This is a genomic window from Thioalkalivibrio sp. ALE12 (assembly GCF_000381105.1).
In the GTDB taxonomy this organism is placed as follows: domain Bacteria; phylum Pseudomonadota; class Gammaproteobacteria; order Ectothiorhodospirales; family Ectothiorhodospiraceae; genus Thioalkalivibrio.
Window position 1 is genome coordinate 457832 of the sequence record NZ_KB905906.1, and the last position, 20565, is coordinate 478396.

At 68.7% G+C, this 20565-nt stretch carries 18 protein-coding genes; 6 read left to right on the top strand and 12 right to left on the bottom strand.

What is annotated here, in order from left to right; genetic code table 11:
- Positions 1–3 precede the first annotated feature (3 nt).
- The 4 genes from bioF to F614_RS0105520 are packed head-to-tail and all read right to left on the bottom strand — an operon-like array spanning position 4 to position 3425.
- Complete coding sequence (bioF, locus tag F614_RS0105505) at positions 4–1185, bottom strand: 8-amino-7-oxononanoate synthase (protein WP_019558427.1); 1182 nt, start codon at positions 1183–1185, stop codon at positions 4–6.
- A gap of 24 nt (positions 1186–1209) precedes the next feature.
- Positions 1210–1962, bottom strand: a complete 753-nt coding sequence (locus tag F614_RS0105510; protein ID WP_019558428.1) for a methyltransferase domain-containing protein — start codon at positions 1960–1962, stop codon at positions 1210–1212.
- A 12-nt stretch (positions 1963–1974) separates the two neighbouring features.
- Complete coding sequence (gene bioB, locus F614_RS0105515; protein WP_018865897.1) at positions 1975–2970, bottom strand: biotin synthase BioB; 996 nt, start codon at positions 2968–2970, stop codon at positions 1975–1977.
- Positions 2967–3425: a hypothetical protein gene (locus tag F614_RS0105520; protein WP_026329810.1), complete on the bottom strand. Its 459-nt coding sequence runs from the start codon at positions 3423–3425 to the stop codon at positions 2967–2969. Before F614_RS0105520 ends, bioB begins: the two co-directional genes overlap by 4 nt.
- 246 nt (positions 3426–3671) lie before the next feature.
- Between F614_RS0105520 and F614_RS0105525 the strand changes: the two genes are divergently transcribed.
- Positions 3672–4232 (top strand): ComF family protein, encoded by a 561-nt coding sequence (locus F614_RS0105525; RefSeq protein WP_019558430.1) that lies wholly within the window; start codon positions 3672–3674, stop codon positions 4230–4232.
- A gap of 27 nt (positions 4233–4259) precedes the next feature.
- On the opposite strand, the gene ubiA is transcribed toward F614_RS0105525, so the two are convergent.
- The 7 genes from ubiA to F614_RS0105560 all read right to left on the bottom strand — a co-directional run bounded on the left by ubiA (position 4260) and on the right by F614_RS0105560 (position 11493).
- A complete protein-coding gene (gene ubiA / locus F614_RS0105530) occupies positions 4260–5129 on the bottom strand; it encodes a 4-hydroxybenzoate octaprenyltransferase (RefSeq protein WP_018865894.1) in 870 nt (289 codons plus the stop codon).
- A 350-nt stretch (positions 5130–5479) separates the two neighbouring features.
- Complete coding sequence (locus F614_RS0105535) at positions 5480–6046, bottom strand: peroxiredoxin (RefSeq protein WP_026329811.1); 567 nt, start codon at positions 6044–6046, stop codon at positions 5480–5482.
- A complete protein-coding gene (dsbD, locus tag F614_RS0105540; protein WP_018877246.1) occupies positions 6043–8373 on the bottom strand; it encodes a protein-disulfide reductase DsbD in 2331 nt (776 codons plus the stop codon). The genes F614_RS0105535 and dsbD overlap by 4 nt, the downstream gene beginning before the upstream one ends.
- Entirely contained in the window at positions 8361–8702 is a 342-nt protein-coding gene (cutA, locus tag F614_RS0105545; RefSeq protein WP_018865891.1) for a divalent-cation tolerance protein CutA, read from the bottom strand. The genes dsbD and cutA overlap by 13 nt, the downstream gene beginning before the upstream one ends.
- Before the next feature lie 3 nt (positions 8703–8705).
- The gene (locus F614_RS0105550) at positions 8706–9503 is read right to left on the bottom strand and encodes an efflux RND transporter periplasmic adaptor subunit (RefSeq protein ID WP_018865890.1); all 798 of its coding nucleotides are present in this window, start codon (positions 9501–9503) and stop codon (positions 8706–8708) included.
- Positions 9504–9541: 38 nt separating this feature from the next.
- Positions 9542–10918 (bottom strand): TolC family protein, encoded by a 1377-nt coding sequence (locus tag F614_RS0105555; protein WP_019558432.1) that lies wholly within the window; start codon positions 10916–10918, stop codon positions 9542–9544.
- Positions 10919–10953: 35 nt separating this feature from the next.
- Entirely contained in the window at positions 10954–11493 is a 540-nt protein-coding gene (locus F614_RS0105560) for a thioredoxin family protein (protein ID WP_018865888.1), read from the bottom strand.
- 217 nt (positions 11494–11710) lie between these two features.
- Between F614_RS0105560 and F614_RS0105565 the strand changes: the two genes are divergently transcribed.
- The 5 genes from F614_RS0105565 (at position 11711) to F614_RS0105585 (ending at position 16128) form a co-directional block, all read left to right on the top strand.
- A complete protein-coding gene (locus tag F614_RS0105565; protein WP_018865887.1) occupies positions 11711–12193 on the top strand; it encodes an FxsA family protein in 483 nt (160 codons plus the stop codon).
- A 150-nt stretch (positions 12194–12343) separates the two neighbouring features.
- Complete coding sequence (groES, locus tag F614_RS0105570) at positions 12344–12634, top strand: co-chaperone GroES (RefSeq protein ID WP_017942807.1); 291 nt, start codon at positions 12344–12346, stop codon at positions 12632–12634.
- A gap of 50 nt (positions 12635–12684) precedes the next feature.
- On the top strand, positions 12685–14349 hold the full coding sequence (gene groL, locus F614_RS0105575; protein WP_018865886.1) for a chaperonin GroEL: 1665 nt from the start codon (positions 12685–12687) through the stop codon (positions 14347–14349).
- Between the two features lie 427 nt (positions 14350–14776).
- Positions 14777–15418 carry an OmpA family protein gene (locus tag F614_RS0105580; protein ID WP_019558433.1) on the top strand — a complete coding sequence of 214 codons (642 nt, stop codon included), beginning with the start codon at positions 14777–14779 and terminating at the stop codon, positions 15416–15418.
- A 209-nt stretch (positions 15419–15627) separates the two neighbouring features.
- Positions 15628–16128, top strand: coding sequence for a thioredoxin fold domain-containing protein (locus tag F614_RS0105585; protein ID WP_019558434.1), 501 nt, complete (start codon positions 15628–15630; stop codon positions 16126–16128).
- A gap of 292 nt (positions 16129–16420) precedes the next feature.
- On the opposite strand, the gene F614_RS0105590 is transcribed toward F614_RS0105585, so the two are convergent.
- Positions 16421–20560 (bottom strand): translocation/assembly module TamB domain-containing protein, encoded by a 4140-nt coding sequence (locus tag F614_RS0105590; RefSeq protein ID WP_019558435.1) that lies wholly within the window; start codon positions 20558–20560, stop codon positions 16421–16423.
- Positions 20561–20565 lie beyond the last annotated feature (5 nt).

Consider the following 20565-nt stretch of genomic DNA (forward strand, 5'->3'; position numbering starts at 1 on the left):
GTTTCACGTGGTGGTGGCGGCGAGCGCGTGCTCCAGCGCCCGTAGCAGCGTATCCACTTGAGACTCGGTGTGGCTGGCGGACAGGGTGATGCGCAGCCGCGCCTGGCCCTCGGGGACCGTCGGCGGGCGGATGGCCGGGATCAGGAAGCCGGCGGCCAGCAGCCTCTCGGCCACGGCGCTCGCGCGGCGGGCGTCACCGATGTGGACCGGCTGGATCGGGGTCAGGGGCGGCGGGTGCTGCAGGCCGAGCCGGTCCAGGCCTGCCCCCAGGCGTTGCAGTAGGCCCTGCAGGTGCGCACGGCGATCCTCGGCGGCCTCGGCAATGCGCACGGAGGCGAGCGTGGCGGCGGCCAGGGCGGCCGGCATCGCGGTGGTGTAGATGTAGGGCCGAGCGGTCTGGATCAGGGCCTCGATCAGGGCCTCGGAGCCGGCGACGAAGGCCCCGGCGGTGCCGAAGCCCTTGCCCAGCGTGCCCATCAGGATCGGGACGTCGTCCGCGCCGAGGCCGTGGTGCTGGCAGCTGCCGCCGCCGGTCGTGCCCAGCACCGACAGGCCGTGGGCATCATCCACCATCAGCCAGGCGTCGAACTCGCGCGCCAGCGCGGCCAGTTCCGGCAGCGGGGCGATGTCGCCGTCCATGGAGAACACCCCGTCGGTCACGATCAGACGGTGACCGCGATCGGGGGCCTGCTCCAGGCGTTCGCGCAGGTGCCCGGGATCGGCATGGTGATAGCGCTGGCTGCGCGCGCCGGCCAGGCGCACGGCGTCGATCAGCGAGGCATGGTTCCAGCGGTCCTCGAACACCGTGTCGTGGCGGCCGGCCAGCGTCTGTACCAGCGCCAGGTTGGCCATGTAGCCGGTGGAGAACAGCAGCGCGCGCTCGCGCCCGGTAAAGCGCGCCAGCGCCTGCTCCAGTTCCACATGCGCGCGGGTGTGGCCGTTGATCAGGTGGGCCGCTCCGGCCCCGACCCCGTAGCGGTCGAGGGCCTCGCGGGCGGCGGTGGCGACGGCCGGATCGGCTGCCAGGCCCAGGTAGTCGTTGGAGCAAAAGGCGACAACCGGCTGGCCGTCGATGACCTGTTCCGGCTGCTGCGGACCGTCCAGCGTGCGCAGACGGCGCCAGCGTCCGTCCGTGCGCACGCGGTCGAGGCGGGTCTGCAGAAAGGCCTGCAGCGACTTGCTCACGGTGACTGGCTCACGGTGAATCGTTCACGGCCGCAGCCCGGCACGCAGGAAGATCGGCCAGTGCACGCGGGCGGTGATGTCTGCGTTCGGCCACAGCGCGCGCAGGGCCGGCTCCAGTGCGGCCAGCGGATCCTGCCCGGCGGCCTGCGCGCGGCGGATGGCCGACCAGGTGCCGAGATAGCCCAGCAGGGTGTCGCGGTCCCAGTCGCGGTCGATCCGAAACTCGGGCGTTTCGATCTCCGGCCAGGGGAACGGCAGGTCGCGGTAGTGGCTGCGGATGTGGCTGCGCTCTTCCGGCCACCAGGGCGCCAGGGTGGTGTCGTGGAAGTCGGTCAGCAGGCGGTCCAGCGCCGGATCCTCGGCGCGCAGGATGCCGTAGCCCCAGATCGCCAGCAGGCCGCCCGGGCGCAGGACGCGTGCAACCTCGTCATGGAACTCGGAGTGGCGAAACCAGTGTGCGGCCTGGGCGACACAGGCGAGATCTACCGAGGCGTCGGCCAGCGCGCAGGCCTCGGCGGCGCAGGCGATGCGGTCGATCCCGGTGGTCGCCGGCAGGGCGGCCAGCAGGGCCGGGGCGGCGTCTGTCGCCACGACCTGCGGGAAGTGCGGCTGCAGGCCCTGCGCGGCCTGGCCGTTGCCGCTGGCGCAGTCCCAGGCCCGTTCGTGGCGCGGGGTGTGCGCGGCCAGCCAGTCAAACAGCTCGGCGGGGTAGTCCGGGCGGTGGCGGGCATACGCCGCCGCCACCGCCGAGAAATGATCGGGAAAGTCGCCCGCCACCGGCCGCTTGGCTCAGGCCGATGCGGAGGCGGGCCGGTCCGATTCCGCAGGGGCTTCCGGCCCGGTCTCCGGGCGCAGGCCCAGGCGTTCGAACAGCGCGAGGTCGTGATTCTCGCCGGGGTTCGGCGTGGTCAGCAGGGTGTCGCCGTAGAACAGCGAGTTGGCGCCGGCCAGGAAGCACAGGGCCTGCATCTCGTCGGACATCTCGGTGCGCCCGGCGGAGAGGCGCACGTAGGAGGCCGGCATCAGGATGCGGGTCGCGGCGATGGTGCGCACGAACTCCAGCGGGTCGAGGTCCTCGATCCCGTGCAGCGGCGTGCCCTCGACCTGGATCAGCTGGTTGATCGGGACCGATTCCGGGTGCTTCGGCAGGTTGGCCATCTGCTGCAGCAGGCGCGCGCGGTCGCGCCGCGACTCGCCCATGCCGAGGATGCCGCCGCAACAGACGTTCATGCCGGCCTCGCGCACATGCTCCAGGGTCTCCAGGCGGTCCTCGTAGGTGCGCGTGGAGATGATGTGCCCATAGAACTCCGGCGAGGTGTCGAGGTTGTGGTTGTAGTAGTCCAGCCCCGCCTCGGACAGGCGCTTCGCCTGTTCGGCCTTCAGCATGCCGAGGGTCATGCAGGTCTCCAGCCCCTCGTCCTTGACGGCGCGTACCATCTCGATCACGCGCTCCAGGTTCTTGTCGGTGGGGTTGCGCCAGGCCGCGCCCATGCAGAAGCGGGTCGCGCCCTGGGCGCGGGCGTTGCGCGCGGCCTCGAGCACTTCCTCCAGCGGCAGCAGGCGCTCGCGCTCCAGTTCCACGTCATGGTGCGCGCTCTGCGGGCAGTAGGCGCAGTCCTCCGGGCAGGCCCCGGTCTTGATCGACAGCAGCGTGCTCACCTGCACCGCATTGGGGTCGAAGTGCTCCCGATGCACCGTCTGCGCGCGAAAGATCAGGTCGTTCAGCGGCAGGTCGAGCAGGGCCTCGACCTCGTCGGTATTCCAGTCGTGGCGGGGCGTGCTCATAGGTGGTGGTCCTTGTCGGATTCGGCGGGGATCTCGACGTCCGCCCAGGGCTCGCGGTAGATGGTGAACAGCGCGTAGATCGTCCAGGGCAGCAGGATGGCCGCGGCGATCGCCCAGTAGGCGCGGTAATAGTCGAGATCCGGCGGGAAGAAGGTGGCGACCACGATCAGCGCGCCCATCAGGGCGTAATAGCGGTACGCGGCCCACTGGGTGTGGTGGCCGACCCGCGGATCGGGATGGTGTTTGTTCAGGGCGTAGACCAGCATGGAGCCGCCGAACCACAGTACCAGCGGGACGATCCCCATGATCGCGGCGATGATGAAACCGACCCCGACGCCCTCGCTGCTGACCACGAACAGCGGAATGCCGGCGATCGACACGCTGATCAGGTTGCCGATGTCGAACATCGACGCGGCGCGCCGAGAGCTGCGCCCGGAGACGGTCCTGGTGGCCATGGTCTACCCTGCATGCAAAACGCAGAGCATACCATCATGCCCCTGACCCCTTCATCGCAACCGGGCCCTGTGCATGCCGTGGCCGCGCGCTGGACGGCCTGGTCCGCTGCCTGCGCCGAGTGGCTGGCGGAGGCCCTGTACCCGTCCCATTGCGGCCTGTGCCTGGCGCCCGGACCGGCGGTCTGCACGGGCTGCCGGGGCGATCTGCCACCACTGGAGCGCCCGTGTCCCACCTGTGCGCTCCCCTTGCCGACGGCCGGGGTGTGCCCGGCCTGCGTGCGCCAGCCCCCGGCGCTGGACGCGCTGCACGCTGGATGGGCCTATGCCTGGCCGCTGGACCAGTTGATCCTCGCCTACAAGCATGGCGGCAATGTTCGGGCCGAGCGGGCCCTGGCGGCGCTGGCGGGCCATGTCGCCCGGGTGGCCTTTGACGGTGGCGGCCAGGGACGTCGGTCCTCGCCCGATACGGTGCTGCCGGTGCCGCTGCACGGGCGGCGGCTGCGCGAGCGCGGTTTCAATCAGTCGGATGTCCTGGCTCGGCGCGTGGCGGCGGAACTGGGGGCGGCGCTGGAGACCCGGGCTTTGCGGCGCATTCGGGCCACTGCGTCGCAACAGGCGCTGGGCCGCAAGGCCCGCCGGAGCAATGTGAAGGGGGCCTTTGCCTGGCGCGGCGAGGATCTCGCGGGGCGGAATGTGCTGCTGGTGGATGATGTGGCCACCACCGGGGCGACGCTGTCGGCGCTGGCCGGCGTGCTGCGGCGGGCGGGTGCCGAGCGGGTGGAGGGGCTGGTACTGGCGCGTGCCTGAGCCGCCCCGGGGGCGCGTGGGGGCGGGTCAGGCGCCGAGGTGATGGTCGGCGATCATCGCCAGCAGGACCACGGCGCCCAGGTAGTGGTTGTTTTTGAAGGCCCGCAGGCAGTCGGCAGGCTCGCGCTCGAAGATCAGGAACTGCTGGTAGAACATCAGCATCGCCACGATCACCAGCCCGGCCGTGTAGTAGCCCCCGAACCCGGCGTGCTGGCCGACCAGGTAGAGCCCGTACCAGACCAGGACCTGCAGCCCGGCGGTGATCAGGCGGTCCAGCTCGCCGAAGGCGATCGCGGTGGACTTCACGCCGATCTTCAGATCGTCCTCGCGATCCACCATGCCGTAGAAGGTGTCGTACACCACGGTCCAGGCCAGAACCGTCACGAACAGCAGCCAGGCGACGGGCGGTGGATGCTCGCCGGTGACCGCGGTGAAGGCCATTGGCACGGCCCAGGCAAAGGCCGCGCCCAGATGGACCTGCGGGAAGTGGTGGAAGCGCTTGGAGAACGGATAGGTGCCGGCCAGCGCAACGGCCACCAGGGAATACAGGATGGTCAGCACATTGGTGAACAGCACCAGCACGAAGGCGACCACGCTGAGCGCCACGAAGGTGCCCAGGGCCTCGCGCGGGGTGATCGTGCCGATCGCCAGCGGACGGTCGCGGGTACGGGCCACGTGGGCGTCGAAGTCACGGTCGGCGTAGTCGTTGATCGCGCAGCCGGCCGAGCGCATCAGGACCACGCCGGCGGTGAAGATGAAGATCAGATAGGCGGGCGGCCAGCCGTCGGCCGCTACCCACAGGGCCCAGAAGGTGGGCCATAGCAGCAGGTAGATGCCCACCGGGCGATCCAGTCGGATCAGGCGGGCGAGTTCCCACAGGCGTTCGCGCTCGGTCATGGCGGCTTAGGGAGACACTGATTGGATTGCACGCTCGCGCTCGAGTCGCTTTTGCGTGCGAACAAGGCACGGTGACTGCCGTGCAGTCATTCTGCACAAGGGAACCGTAACGCCGTTCCCACGCAAAAGCGGCCGAGCCCCTTCGTGAAATAAATTGTGGGGGTGGCACCCCCTGTTCCCCGATCCTGCGTTGCGGCCCTTGCCGGTAGAACCACTACCGGCTGCGCACCGCGCCTTGTCTCGAGAAACAGGGGGTACCAACGCGAGCGTGCAATCCAATCAGTGTCTCCCTAACTTACCAGCCTTGTGGCGCAAGGGCGCCGGGCGCGCCACTCCGGCACTTGGGGATGCTACAGGTGCGCCTCCAGCCACCCGTCCAGGTCTTCCGGTTCCACCTCGCCGCGATGGGTGTCGAGGATGGTGCCATCGCGGGCGATCAGCACGGTGTAGGGCAGGGCGCCAATGCGGTTGCCGTATTCGCGGCCCACGGCGACCGCCTCGTCCTGACCGATCAGGACCGGGAATTCGATCCCGAAGTCGTCCACGAAGTGCTGGGTGGCTGTCTGTTCGTCCACCGCCACCGCGACGATGGTGAAGCCGTCGTCCCGGTGCGCCTCGTAGGTGTCCTGGAACAGCGGCATTTCCTTCTTGCAGGGCGGACACCAGGTGGCCCAGAAGTTCAGCACGATCAGGTCGCCGTCCCATTCGCTGAGCTGGCGTTCGTCCCCCGCGAGATCGGGCAGGGTGAAGTCGATGCGCTGGTTACCCGAGGCCGCCTCGGCTGCGACCTCGGGGGCCGCGTCGGTGGTGGCGCCAGCGGTATCCATCTCCGGTTCCGGATCGCCGCAGGCGGCCAGCATGAAGGCGCCGGCCGTGGCGAGTGCCAGCCCGGGGAGCGCGTGCGTGTGATGCCTCATGGTGTCACCCCGATGGCGCTTTCCACATGCGCCAGGAAACGGTCGGCATTCAGGTACCCGACGTTGCGGTAGTTGCGCAGTTCATTGCCGTCAGCGTCCCAGAAGATCATGGCCGGGGGCCCGAACAGGTTGAACTCGCGCATCAGGTTGCGGTGCTCCGAGGTGTTGTCGGTGACATCGGCCTTGAGCAGGTGCACGTCCGCCATCGCGTTGATGACGCGCTGGTCCTGGAAGGTGGTGCGGTCCAGGCGCACGCAGTCCACGCACCAGTCGGCGTAGAAGTCCAGAAACACCGGCTGGTTATTGCCCTGTGCCTGCTCCAGCTCGCGTTCGAGATCTTCGAGGCTGTCGATGTAGGTGAACTGCATCTCCGTCGGCCCGGCCTGTTCGCCGCTGGCGGTCACCGCGGGCTGATTGAGCGTGGCCAGCGGGCGGAAGATGTCCTTGCCGCCGGTGGCCGCGCCCAGCATCAGCAGCACGCCGTAGATCAGGAGCACCACGCCCAGGCCTTTCCACAGGGTGTGCCAGCCGGAGGTGCCCTCCGGCAGGGTCTTGAGTGCACCCATATAGACCGCGGTCACGATCAGCAGGATGGCCCACAGGAACATCGCGATCTCGCCCGGGATGACCCGTTCGAGCAGCCAGATGCCGATGGCCAGCAGGCCGACCCCGAAGGCCGCCTTGATGGTGTCCATCCACGGGCCGGCCTTCGGCAGCAGGCGTCCGGCGGAGGTGCCGATGGCCAGCAGCGGGGCGCCCATGCCCATGCTCAGCGAGAACAGGGCGATACCGCCCAGCACCGCGTCACCGGTGTGGCTGATATAGAGCAGGGCCCCGATCAGCGGCGCGGTCACGCAGGGGCCGACGATCAGGGCGGAGAGAAAGCCCATGATCCCGGCGCCGACGTAGGTGCCGCCTTCCTGCTTGTTGCTGATCTGCGACAGCTTGCTCTGTACCCCGGCCGGCATCTGCAGGTCGTAGAAGCCGAACATCGACATCGCCAGCGCGATGAAGATGGCGACGAAGGTGCCGATGATCCAGGGGTTCTGGAACGCGGCCTGCAGGTTGGCACCCGCCAGGCCCGCGAACACCCCGGCCACGGTGTAGGTCACCGCCATCGCCAGCACGAACACCAGCGAGATCAGGAACGCCTTGCGCGTGGTCAGGTTCTTCTGCCCGATGATGATGTTCGACAGGATCGGGATCATCGGGAACACGCAGGGCGTGAACGTCAGCAGCAGCCCGAAGCCGAAGAACGCCAGCGCCACCAGCCAGATCTGGCCGTCGGCCAGCTGGGCCGCGATGCGGTCCTGCTGGGTGACGGGCGCGGCGGCCTCGTCGTCCTCGCGCGGCTCGTCGCCGGTCTCCGGCAGGGCATCGGTGTCGGCCTCGGCGGCCAGGTCGGAGGCGAAGGTGACCGACACCTCCTGGGTCAGCGGCGGGTAGCACACGCCGGCGTCGGCGCAGCCCTGGTAATCGATCGCCAGGGTGATGTCGGCGACGTCGTCCGCGTCACGCAGCACCGGGACGAGGATCTCGACCTGGTCGCGAAACACCTGGCTCTCGCCGAAGAATTCGTCTTCCTGCAGCTCGCCGTCCGGCGGGTTGACCGGGCCCAGTTCGATGCCGTCGCCCTCGGCGATGCGCACATCCAGCTGTTCGCGGTAGAGGTAGTAGCCCTCGGCGATATCGAAGCGCAGGATCACCGCGTTCTGGCTGATGGCCTCCAGCGATGCGGCGAAGGCCTTTTCCGGTTCCAGCAGGTCATCGGCGGCGCCCAGATCACCGGACAGTTCGCCAAGGTCGCCCAGCGCGCTGCGTTCCTCCGCGGGCTCGTCGCGGGGTTCTTCGTCCGCGTCGGCCTCGCCGTTCCCGCCCGGCAGGCCGGGCAGCTCGATGGAGACGGTCTGGAAATGCGGCGGATAGCACACGCCGAGATCCGCGCAGCCCTGCGAGCGCGCGGTCAGTTCGATGGTTGTGCTCTCGGCCGCCACGATCGGCAGCTCGACCTGCACCTGGCCACGATAGGTCTCGACCCGGCCGAAGAACTCGTCTTCCTTGACCTCGCCGTCCGGGATCCGGGCTTCGCCCAGTTCGAGTCCGTCGCTCTCCGGCGTGAACTCGAATTGCTCGCGGTACATGTAGTACTCGTCCGCGATGTCCCAGGTGAGGCGCACAGTGTCGGCGTCGATCGCCTCGGCACTGAGGGCAAAGGCGTCGTCCGGGTCCAGCAGGTCGTCCTCGAAGACGGCCTGGGCCAGGGCGGGCAGCAGCGTCAGGGCGAGGAGCAGGCTCGCCAGCCAGGTGCGCGGGTTCAGGAGGTGCATTGTGTAATCCAGTCCAGGTAATCGGGCAGCCCGTGTTCGATCGGCAGGGCGATGATCTCGGGTGTCTCGTAGGGGTGTTGGTCCGCCAGGCGCGTCTGGAGTTCGTCCAGACGTGCGGGCGAGGTCTTGATCAGTAGAGTGACTTCCGCGTCGCTCTCGATATTCCCTTTCCACAGGTAGACCGAGCGTCCGGGCGGCAGGATGTGCACGCAGGCCGCCAGGCCCTGTTCCACCAGGGTGCCGGCCAGGGTCTCGGCCGCGGCCGTGTCATCCAGGGTGGTGATCACCAGCCAGGCGCGGGCTTCGGTGGCTTGCCGGGTGGTACTCATGGTTCAGGAATCCCGTTCGATGCGCGCCGTCTGGCCCGGCCGCAGCGGCACACCGTCCGCCGGGGAGAACTCGACCTCGACGCGGTAGCCGCGTTCGGGCTCCTCGCCGGTCGGCTCCCAGCCCACACGCGCGATGGTGCCGGGCAGGCGCTGGTCGCCGACTACGACCGTAACCTCGGTCCCGGGTTCCAGGGTCGTGGCCGTGTCGGCCGGGACGGTCGCCGTGGCACGCATCGGGTCGGTGGTGCCGAGGATCGCGAGCACCGGCGGCAGCAGGGCCGGGTTCACGTACTGGCCGGGGTTGGCCTCGACGCGCACCAGGCGCCCGCTGGCCGGGGCGCGGATGGTGGCGTCGTCAAGATCGGCGCGGATGCGGTCACGCTGGGCGCGGGCCTCGGCCAGGCGCGCGGCGACCGTCGCGTAGTCGATGCGGGCCAGTTCCAGCTCGCGCGCGGCGATCAGGGTCTGGTCGTAGAGGTCCTCGGCCTTGTCGCGTTCGCGTTCGGCCTCGTCCAGTTCCATCTGCAGGCGCTCCAGCGTGGCCCGGGCGGCCCGCAGGTCGGCATCGGTGCGTCGAGTGTCCAGGCGGAACAGCACGGCATCGGCTTCGACCTGATCGCCGGCGCGGGCCTCGATCGACTCGATGCGGCCGGCAACCGGGGCGGTGATGCGGTAGCGCTCGCCCCAGTCGAGCTGGGCCGCGAAGCCGTCCTCGGCCAGCAAGGGCGCAGGGGTGACGGCGAGCAGGGCCAGCAGGCTGGCCGTGGTCAGCAGGGATGGGCTCGTGAATACGCGGGACATGGGCAGTTCTCCCGTCCGGTCGCCAGTGGGCCGGCGGCTCAAGGGGTTTCCTGGGTGGCGCGGAACGGGCTCAACTCGTCACGGCCGCTTAGCAGGGCCAGGCGCTCGTAGGCCAGGGCCAGTTGGTATTCGGTGCTGGCATTGAAATGCGCCGCGGCGCTTTGCTGCACCATCGAGTCGCCCAGATCGGCCTGGTCCTCGATGTCGTAGAGGTAGCGCGCGCGGTCGATGTAGAGCTCGCGGTAGTCCATGCGCCAGGCGGCCTCGTCGCGCTGGGTGCGCAGGGCGCGGATCTCGTCGTGCAGTTCGCGCAGGCGGTTGCGGGCCTCGATGCGTGCCTGGCCCAGTTCGGCCTCGGCGCGGTGACGGGCGGCGACGGCCTGGCCGATGCGGCTGTCGTGGCGACGGCCTTCGTACAGCGGGATCTCCAGCACCAGGCCGGCGGCGAACGGGTTGCGGTCGCCGCCGCCGAGGTCGCGGTTCCACCAGCCGGATTCGGCCTCCGCATACAGGCGCGGACGGCGCTGGGCGCGCGAGGCGGCCACCTCGCGGCTGGCGGCCTCGACCTGGCGGCGTTCGGCCAGCAGGCGCGGGCTGGTGTTGTCGAGCTCGGCCAGCAGGGTGTCCAGATCCGGCAGTTCCGGCAGGTCCAGCGGCAGCATGGGAGCGAGCACGGTGCGCACACGCCGGTCCGGGCGGTTCAGGGCCTCGGCCAGGGCGGCGCGGGTGCGGGCCTGGTTCTGCAGGGCGCGGGTGCGCTGAACGCGCAGGGTCTGATATTCGGATTCAAGGCGAAAGACCTCGATATCCGACACCTGACCGCGCTGGTTGCGCTCCTCGGCGCGTTCCTTGGAGACGTAGGCCGCGGCCATTGCCTCGGTGTCGCGGGCAAAGGCCAGATCGGCCAGCAGCACATCGAAGTAGCGCTCGAGGACGTGGATGCGGTGGCGGGCGTGGGCCAGTTCCTCGTGCTGGCGGGCGGCAACCAGACGCTGCTCGCTGGCCGATTCGCGCGCGTGGGACTGGCCGAAGTCGCTCAGCAGCTTGCGCGCCACGATGGCGGCGCGTGAGTCGTTGCGGCTGCGGTCCTCGATCTGGTCGTTGGGTTCGATCCAGCGGGCCTCGAGCCGGGCGTTTACGCTGACGTCGCGTTCGGCACGGGTCGCTTCCAGCTCCGCGCGGGCCTGCTCGCGTTCGGCGCGTGCTGCGCGCACCCGTGGGTGCAGGGCGTCGACGCGTTCCAGTGCGTCACCGACCCGCATGGGGTTGGGCAAGGGCCCGGCATCGGCCGCGCCGACGCTGTCCTGTGCCATTACCGCTCCGGCCAGCGGCCACAGGAGCAGGCCGGCCAGCAGCAGGCGGGCCAGTCGGCGCCGGTGGTGGGGGCCGGACGAGCGGGGGTGCATCGGCGACATCAGGCGTCGATCCTCGCGGGTTGAGCGGATGGGGCTCAGCGGCCGTCTTGTTCGCGCTTGAAGCGCGTGAAGTTCTGGTCCTTGTAATGCCCCTCGGCTACGAACTCGCCCAGCTGGAGGAACTCGCGGACGTCGCGCGTGGCCCCGGTGAACCGGGCGATGGGTTCGCCCTCGAGGTTGAAGAACTGGAACACGGGCGTGGCGCGCACCCGGTAGTCACGGGTGGCCCAGTCCATTTGGGTCTTGGTCTCGCCCTCGAAGGTGACGATCTCGATGGCGCCCTCGACGTCGACGCTGAATACGAGAAAGTGCTCGCTGAAGTATTCCTGAACCTCGGGCTGGTTCAGCACCTGGTTCTTCATGCGGTGGCAGAACGGGCAGTCGGCCATCTCGAAGAAGATCAGGATGCCCTTCTTGCCGGCCGCGCGCGCCTCCTCCAGCTCCTCGGGGAACTCGCCGAAGGTCGGGTCGAAGAAGTGGTGTTCCGGATCGCGCGGGTCTTCCACGGCGGCGGTCGTCAGGGCCGGGACGAGGAAGGCCAGCAGGGCCAGCATCAGGATCGGTGTGCGCAGCATGGTTCGTTTGCTCTCCGGAATATCTCGTCAGGCGTATGCACCAAAGACGTGCGGAAGACTGGCTTAATTCCCTTCCCCGTGCAAGGACAAAACGGGTCGCGGCCAGCGCGTCCCGGTGTCAATGGTTTTTGGAGTATCCGCGTCGCACCGGGGTTCCAATCGACAGCACCCGGGGGGCATGTTCCAATAATCGGGCCTGATCTGCGGAACCCCCTCGATGCGCAACCCCCTCTTTCCCCTGTTCGTCTTTCTCGGTCTGGTACTGCTCGAGATCTTCGGCTTTGCCTGGGTGGGCGACGCCGTGGGCGCCCTGATGACGGTGGCGCTGGTGATTATCACGGCCGCGGCCGGGCTGCTGCTGTTCCGGTTGCAGGGTTTCTACCACTGGCGCCGTCTGCAGCAGAGCCTGGCGCGCGGGGAGGTGCCGGCGCGGGGTCTGGTCGAAGGCTGGCTGCTGATGAGCGCCGCCGTGTTGCTGTTGCTGCCGGGTTTTTTCACCGATGCCGCCGGCTTCGTGCTGTTGATCCCGCCGCTGCGGCGCTGGGCGGCGGACGGCATCCTGCGTCGCGGCATGGTCCGCGCACGTGGGGCTGGCCCTGGCGGCGCACAGGGCAGCGACACCATCGAGGGCGAGTTCCGCCGTCACGAGGACGGTGGCGAGCCGCCTGACGACCGGCTCGATCACGACGACCGTCGCTGATCTCCCCGCGGTCTCCGGATTTGTAACGCGCGCCCTTGACTCGCCTTTGTGTGCCCCTATTATTAGCACTCGTCAGGGGCGGGTGCTAACAGGGTGCCCGTCCGACACCCCAACTTTCCTGTTGCAGACACTTTATAAGGAGTTCGAACCATGAACCTGCGGCCTTTGCACGATCGAGTCATCGTGAAGCGTATGGAAGAAGAGCGCACCACCCCCGGCGGCATCGTGATCCCGGATTCCGCGGCCGAAAAGCCGATCCGCGGCGAGGTCCTGGCGGTGGGCAACGGCAAGATCCTGGATAACGGCGAGTCCCGTCCGCTGGACGTGAAGGCCGGTGACAAGGTCCTGTTCGGCAAGTACTCCGGCACCGAGGTCAAGGTCGAGGGCGAAGACGTCCTGGTGATGCGCGAAGACGACATCATGGCCGTCATCGAGGGCTGAGGCCCCGTCCCGCGTCCGTCTAACACGAATTTTCAGGAGTAGAACGAATCATGAGCGCTAAAGAAGTACGCTTTGGTACCGACGCCCGTACCCGCATGGCCAAGGGCGTGAACACCCTGGCCAACGCCGTGAAGGTCACCCTCGGTCCCAAGGGCCGCAACGTGGTCCTGGACAAGGCCTTCGGCGCCCCGACCGTGACCAAGGACGGTGTGTCCGTGGCCAAGGAGATCGAACTGGAAGACAAGTTCGAGAACATGGGCGCGCAGCTGGTCAAGGAAGTCTCCTCGCAGACCTCCGACGCCGCCGGTGACGGCACCACCACCGCGACCGTGCTGGCCCAGTCCATCGTCCGCGAAGGCATGAAGGCGGTCACCGCCGGCATGAACCCGATGGACCTCAAGCGCGGTATCGACAAGGCCGTGAAGTCCGCGACCGAAGAGCTGAAGAAGCTGTCCAAGCCGTGCACCGAGCACAAGGCGATCGCGCAGGTCGGTTCGATCTCCGCGAACTCCGATACCGCCATCGGCGAGATCATTGCCGATGCGATGGACAAGGTCGGCAAGGAAGGCGTGATCACCGTCGAGGAAGGTTCCTCGCTGGAAAACGAGCTGGATGTCGTGGAAGGCATGCAGTTCGATCGCGGCTACCTGTCGCCCTACTTCATCAACAACCAGCAGAACATGAGCGCCGAGCTGGAGGATGCCTACATCCTGCTGTTCGACAAGAAGATCTCGAACATCCGTGATCTGCTGCCGATCCTGGAAGGCGTCGCCAAGGCCAACAAGCCGCTGCTGATTATCGCCGAGGACATCGAGGGCGAGGCCCTGGCCACGCTGGTGGTGAACTCCATGCGCGGCATCGTGAAGGTCGCCGCCGTGAAGGCCCCGGGCTTCGGCGATCGCCGCAAGGCCATGCTGCAGGACATCGCCGTGCTGACGGGCGGCCAGGTGATCTCGGAAGAGGTCGGCCTGTCGCTGGAGAAGACCACGGTGGAAGACCTGGGTCGCGCCAAGAAGGTGCAGGTGACCAAGGAAAACACCACCATCATCGACGGCATGGGCACCAACAAGGACATCAAGGGCCGTGTTGACCAGATCCGTGCGCAGATCGAGGAAGCGACCTCCGACTACGACAAGGAGAAGCTGCAGGAACGCGTGGCCAAGCTGGCCGGCGGTGTTGCGGTGATCAAGGTCGGTGCCGCCACCGAGGTCGAGATGAAAGAGAAGAAGGCCCGCGTCGAGGACGCCCTGCACGCCACGCGTGCGGCGGTGGAAGAAGGCGTGGTCCCCGGCGGTGGCGTGGCCCTGCTGCGTGCCTGCGCCGCGATCACCAAGCTCAAGGGCGACAACGAAGAGCAGACCGCGGGTATCAATATCTGCCGCCGTGCGATGGAAGAGCCGCTGCGCCAGATCGTCTACAACTCCGGTGACGAGCCGTCCGTGGTCCTGAACCAGGTCCTGGAAGGCAAGGGCAACTACGGCTACAACGCCGCCACTGGCGAGTTCGGCGACATGATCGACATGGGCATCCTGGATCCGACCAAGGTGACCCGTTCCGCACTGCAGAACGCCGCGTCCGTGGCAGCCCTGCTGATCACCACCGAGGCCATGATCGCCGACATCCCGAAGAAGGATGACGGTGGCGGCGCCGGTGGCGACGACATGGGCGGTATGGGTGGCATGGGCGGTATGGGAGGCATGGGCGGCATGATGTAAGCCGCGCCTTCTCCGTACATCGCCGATGTACCCGGGACCCCGCTTCGGCGGGGTCTTTTTGTCTGGCGAGACGATCGGCCCCAGTGTGGTCTCGTGGGTCGGCGCCGCGTCAGGGAACCCTTAATGCGACTGTGTGTCCCTTGAGATACGCGGGATCCCCGCAGGGGCTGTTGCAATGACGTGACAGTCCCGCCGAAAGTGGCTGGATCCCGGCCAGTTTGCGGAATGTGACGGCGTTGTGATGCCGATACAAAAATTGCGTCTCGTTGCGTGCAAAACCCGAACTTGTGTGCCAGTATCAGGGTACTGTAGAGGGCTTGGCGCAAGGAGCTCGCTGCTTTGGATTGCGGATGCGCGTGCGACTACTGATTTCCGTACGACCGCAAACGGGGTCCGACGTCGATTGTTTTTACAAGGAGGCTATGCAATGAATCATAAGCTCGTTAAGAATCTTCTGGCCGCGTCCGTGGCTTCGCTGGTGCTGGGCACCGCCGGGCAGGTCGTTGCGCAGGAACCGCCGGCCGCGAACGTCACCGACCGCAGCGGCAAGGTCGTGGTCGATCGCTCTGGCGAGTGCGTGCGCACGCGTTCCTGGGCCCCGGAAAACGTGAAGTTCGAACAGTGCGCGGGCTACATCCAGGAAACCGCCGAAGCCCCCGAGCCCGAGCCCGCTGCTGCCCCGCAGCCGGAGCCGGAGCCGGAATTCACCACTACCACGCTGAGCGCCCAGGCGCTGTTCGACTTCGACAGCGCCGAGCTGCGCTCCGAAGGCCGTTCCGCCCTGCGTGACCTGGCCCGCAGCCTGACCGCCGACGACGCCGAGTACAGCTCGGTGCTGGTCGAAGGTCACACCTGCACCATCGGCCCGGCCGACTACAACCAGGGTCTGTCCGAGCGTCGTGCCCAGGCCGTCGCCGACTTCCTGGCCAGCGAAGGCGTGCGTGAAAGCGACATCCGCACCGTCGGCTACGGCGAAGACCGCCCGACCGCCGACAACTCCACCCAGGCCGGCCGCGAGGCCAACCGCCGCGTGGAAGTGACCTCCGACGTGCGCCAGCGCGCAAACTAAGGTCGCTCGCAATACCCCGGCCGCCGGTTCGCCGGCGAGCCGGTGCAAGGCCCCGCTTCGGCGGGGCTTTTTTGTGCGTGTTCCCCCGCCAGGTCGCCGATGAATCCCTCTCCGCTCCCGGGTTGACCGGGTTGGCGCGAAACGCCCTTCAGTCTGCGTTAATCTTGTGCCCCTAGACTGGGTCCAGATATCTGGAGAGGCCGATCATCATGACGATCCATCGAATCCCGAGACGCAATCCGTTCGCGGCCCTGCTGGGGGCCGTTACCCTGATGGCGGGCTTGGTGCTGACGCCCCCCGCGGCGGCCGGTGGCGTGGAGCGTGCGACCGATCTGCGGGCCCTGGCCGGTAACGGTGATGGACGACCGACCGTGATCATGTTCGCCTCCAGTAGCTGCCCCTACTGTGACCGGGCGGAACAACAGCACCTGGGCCCGATGGCCGAGGATCCGGCCTTCGCTGGGGTACATATCCGCAAGGTGATGCTGGACCGGGACGAGGTCCGCGACTTTGATGGCGAGACACTGCCCGGGAATCGCCTCGGCCGGAACTACGGGGTGCGCGTCGTGCCGACCATCATGGCCTTCGATGCCGAGGGTCGCCCGGCCGGCACGCCGCTGGTGGGCATCCCCAACGAGCAGCTCTACCGTAGCCAGATCCGCACCCGCATCGAGGCGGCGCGCAACGGGGCCCGCGACGCCTCGAGCTAACAGAGAACTCTGGACGCCCACCGTGTCGGTTCGGCGTGGTGACGTGGGCGCGTTGGAGTGGATGCCTCACCGATCGCCACGTCGCTTCGCTCCTCGCGATGACCGGTCGGGCAGCGCCGGCCTCGAGAAGATTCTCGGGGAGTAGTCGTGATTCGAGTGTCGGTCAGCCGTTGCGAGAAAGCGCGGTGTTTCGGTGAGCTTGGTGTGCTAATGCCTGCATCCGAACCGCTTTTTCTTCGTACCTTCGTGCGCTTCGTGGTGAAAAAACGGGTTTACAGGCCGCAGCGTCTCCCTAGCGTTCGATGCGGTAGATCAGGTCGACGGACTGTTCCGTGGTGCCGGAGGCGGTTTCCACGCTCAGGTTGCGGGTCAGTTCATAGCGCAGCAGGACCTTCGAGGTGTTGTCGAACAACCCGATGGAGTAGCGCAGCAGGAGCCTTGGCGAGAGGTACAGACCCAGCGTCAGCGCGCTCTCGTCCAGCCCGCCCTCGGTATCCAGTTCCACCTCGTCCAGGCCCAGTTCGCGGCCGATGCGCTCGGTGATGACCGCACCCTGTTCCAGGCCGTAGGCCGCCGCGGCGGCGGCGATCATGTTGCCGTCCGATTGTGATGCGCCCGACAGGGGGCGACCGGTCAGCAGGAACGCCATCGCCTCGGTCTCGTCCATCGGCGGGTCGGAGATCACCCGCGAGCGCAGGTTGTCCGGCGTGCCGCGGATCTCCAGGCCGACTGTCACGTTGTATTCCCGCACGGTGCGCACCGCGCGCAGGTCCAGTTCCGGGGTTTCCGCCGGCCCCTGGAAGACGAGGCTGCCGCGTTCCACCCGCAGATCCTGGCCATAGTCGCTGTACTGCCCCTCGGGGATGGTGATCTCGCCGAAGAGCTGGGTGGGCTGCCCGGTGATCTCCTCGACATCCACCTCGCCGGCGAAGCGCGCGGTCAGGCCGAAGCCGTCGAAGCGCACGTCGTCGCCCAGCCGGATCCGGATCCGGATGTCGGTCTTCAGCCCCTGGGCCTCCTGGATCTCCTCGCCGAGGATGACCTCGTCGCCGGAGACCCGGATCGCGCCCGGCGGCAGGTCCGGCGGGCGGATGCGCGCCCAGGGCAGGAATACCTCGCCGCGCACGCGAATGCCGTCGGCGGGGGTGAAGACCAGCTGCAGGTCCGGTGTGATGCGGGCCTCCGCGTCCACCCGATTGACCACCAGGAAGTCCGTGCCGGCCAGATTCAGTTCGGCGCGCGGGCCGTCGCCCCCGAGATCGACCCGGCCGTCGAGGTCGATGCCGCCATCGCCGGACTCCAGCCGCCCGGCGAGCGTCAGCTCCTCGGCCGACACCACGCGGGCCGTGATCTCGGGGATCACCACGTCGATACCCGCCTCCGGGATCAGCACGCCCCCGTCGCGGAAGGCCACCTCACCCTCCACCAGCGGTGCGTCGAGGCGGCCACCAAAGTCCAGGCGGGCGTCCAGCGACCCTCTCAGGTGCTGGATCTCGGGGCTCAGGGCGGCCAGCCACGCCAGGTCCTCGAGGCGCGCGACAAAGTCACCGTCCAGGCGCAGGTCCTCGCCGTCCGGGCGCAGGCGGATGTCGCTGCGGGCGGTTCCGCCCTCCAGGAAGTCGAGGCGCAGGGCGGCGTCCACGTCGCGATCGCGTACCCGGGCGGTCAGGCGCACATCGCGATAGGGGACCTCTTCCAGATCCCCGTCCTCGTCCCGCACGATCAGGTGGCCGTCGGTCGGCGTCACAGCCAGGTCGGCCGCCAGGGTGCCATCGGGGTCGAGGCGGCCGCTGGCCTCGGCGTTCAGCTCGCCGGCGATGGCCAGTTCCGGCGGCAGGGAGGGGTCCAGCCAGGCCAGGTCCAGGGCCCGGATGTCGGCACCGAACTCCGCCCCTGCGGTGGCGCTCCAGCGGACCTCGGTACACAGGCGCGCGTCGTCCCGAGCCAGGCACAGGCGCCCCAGCCGTGCCTGTTCGGGCCCGCCCTCCAGCGCGACCGGCTCGGCCAGGCTCCAGGCCCCGGCGGCGGGCTGGTCCAGGTCCAGTCGTGCGAGCTGTCCGCGCCAGTGCAGGGTCTCGGGGTCCAGGCCGCCGCGCAGCGCCAGTTCCAGCGAACCCAGGTCTGTCGCATCTGCGGCGAGGATGACGCGGTGTTCATCCACGCGGCCGGAGGCGTCCAGCCGCAAAGACTCCACCCGCGTCCCGTCGCCCGGTTCGAGCCCGGCCAGGCGCAGCTCGATCTCGGCGGGTGCGGCTACTTCGAGGCCCGCATCGGCCTGCAATTCCAGCCGTTCCAGGGTGATGTCCGCCAGTCGCAGGCCGGCGCCGCTGCCGCGCGCCGCGACGCGCGGACGCTCGGGGTCCCCCGTGATACGCGCATCCAGTTCCAGCCGGCCGCCAAGGTCGGGCCAGGCCCGGTCCAGCTCCGGTGCATCCAGTTGCAGTTCGAAGTCGAGGGCGTCGGTCCACTCGCCGCGGGCGCTCAGCGTGTTCCGACCCAGCGCCAGGTCCAGGCGGTCCACGCGCAGGTGTTCGCCCTCCAGCGCGAGTTCCGCCTGACCGGAAACGGGCTGTTCGCGCAGGCGGCCCTCCAGGCGCTGTAGTCGGGCCTGGAGGCGCGGGCGGCCGTCGGCGTCCAGGTGTCCCTCGCTGGTCAGGGCCAGCGTGAGCTGGCCGGGGAGCTCGGCGGCCACCAGTGACGGGTCCAGCCTCTCGCCGTCCAGCGCGAGATCCCACGCCAGGCCTTCGGTCCAGTCGAGGTCGCCGCTCAGGGCCAGCCGCGCACCCGTGTCGGCAGCGAGATGCAGCCGTTCGATCTGGCCACCGGTCTCGCTCAGCGCGACCCGGGCGTCACCCGTGATGTCGATCCCGCGCAGGCGGGCCTGCAGCGGGGCCAGCTCGAGCTGCGCGGCGAGGCCACCGCTGGCGGGTGCGTAGTCGCCGTCCAGTGCCACGCGCAGTTGTTCGATGCGGCCGTCCAGCTCCGGGTGCAGGCGTGCCAGTTCCGGGGCCGCGAGGTCCAGCCCGAGGTCGAAGGCGATGCGGTGATCGGGATCGGTCAGGTCGCCGGCCAGGCCCGTGGCCGCACCCGCCAGATCCAGCCGCGCGAGGTCGCGGATGGCCAGGCGGGTGTCCTCGATGCCGGCCTCGCCGTCGGCCACCCACGCGTTCAGGCGCCCGCTGATCGGGTGATCCTCGAAATGTCCTTCCAGTTCGGTGACGCTCGCGCGTGCCTCGAGGGCGGCCAGGGGCGGGGCGTTGGTCCCCAGCGGCAGGTGACCCTGCAGCTGCGCCTTGAGATGCTCGATCCCGGCATCCACTTCCAGGCCCAGCGGCGCCGGCGTCAGTTGACGGGCCTCCAGGGCCAGATCCCAGTCCAGGGCGTCGTCGAAGCGGACCGGGCCGGACAGGGCGATCCGACCGGCTTCGGAAGCGATCTCGAGACCTTCAAGCTGCAGCGATTCGAGGTCTCCCCGTGCACGGGTGCTCACGGCGATGCGCGGCCAGGGTGCGAGGGTGGCGGCCGTGTCGATCTCCAGGGCCCAGGCCTCCGGTGTGCCGTGCACCTCAAGGCGCCCGGCCTCCATGTCGACGTGCTGTTCCGGATCGATGTGGTAGGCGAAGGGCTGCCACTGCGCGGTCAGTTCCAGCTCTGGCGTGGCGAACAGTTCGCGGGCGCTGGCATGCAGGCTCAGCTCGATGCCGGCGCGCAGGTCATGGTCCACCTGTACGCGTTCCCGCAGGGCCCCGGTGACCCGCAGCTCGCCGTGTGCCTCGTCGGTTCCCAGGCCCTCGGCGGCCGTCTCGGGCAGGGGGGCCTGCCACTGGCCGCGCAGCTCGAGCGGATAGTCCCCGTCGGTCTCGATCTCCCCGGTCAGTCGGGCGCGGATCTCCGGCATATCCAGTGCCAGCGCCTGCAGCTCGACCCGCGAACCGCGCGCCCGGGCGCCGGCCGTCAGGCGGGTGATGGTAGCCAGTGGCTCGCCGGTCTGAAGGATCTCCAGATCCTCGACGAGTAGCTGGCCCAGGCGCACTGCCAGCGGTAGCTGGATGGATTCGGGCAGTGCGAAGGGTTCATCGTCGGAGGCCGCCTCCGGGTCGGGCGACGGTAGATCGACGCGCATGCCCGTGGCGGCCAGCAGCCGGATGTTCAGTTCCCCGCGCAGCAGGCTGCGGGCACTGACGCCGATGCGGCCCGCGGGCAGATCGATCTCCGGCCCGTCGGGGAGCGCCAGGTACAGGCCGTGCAGCCGCAGTTCGGTAAACAGCGTTCCCTCGACCCGGTCGATGCGCAACTCGACCGGGGCCAGGCGCTCGCCCTGGACGGCCAGCCAGCGGGTACCGGACTCGGTGGCGAGCAGGGCGCCGAGGGTCCCCAGCAGGACGATCACCAGGGTCAGGAGCGTGGACAGCCCCCACAGGCTGGCGCGCAAAACGG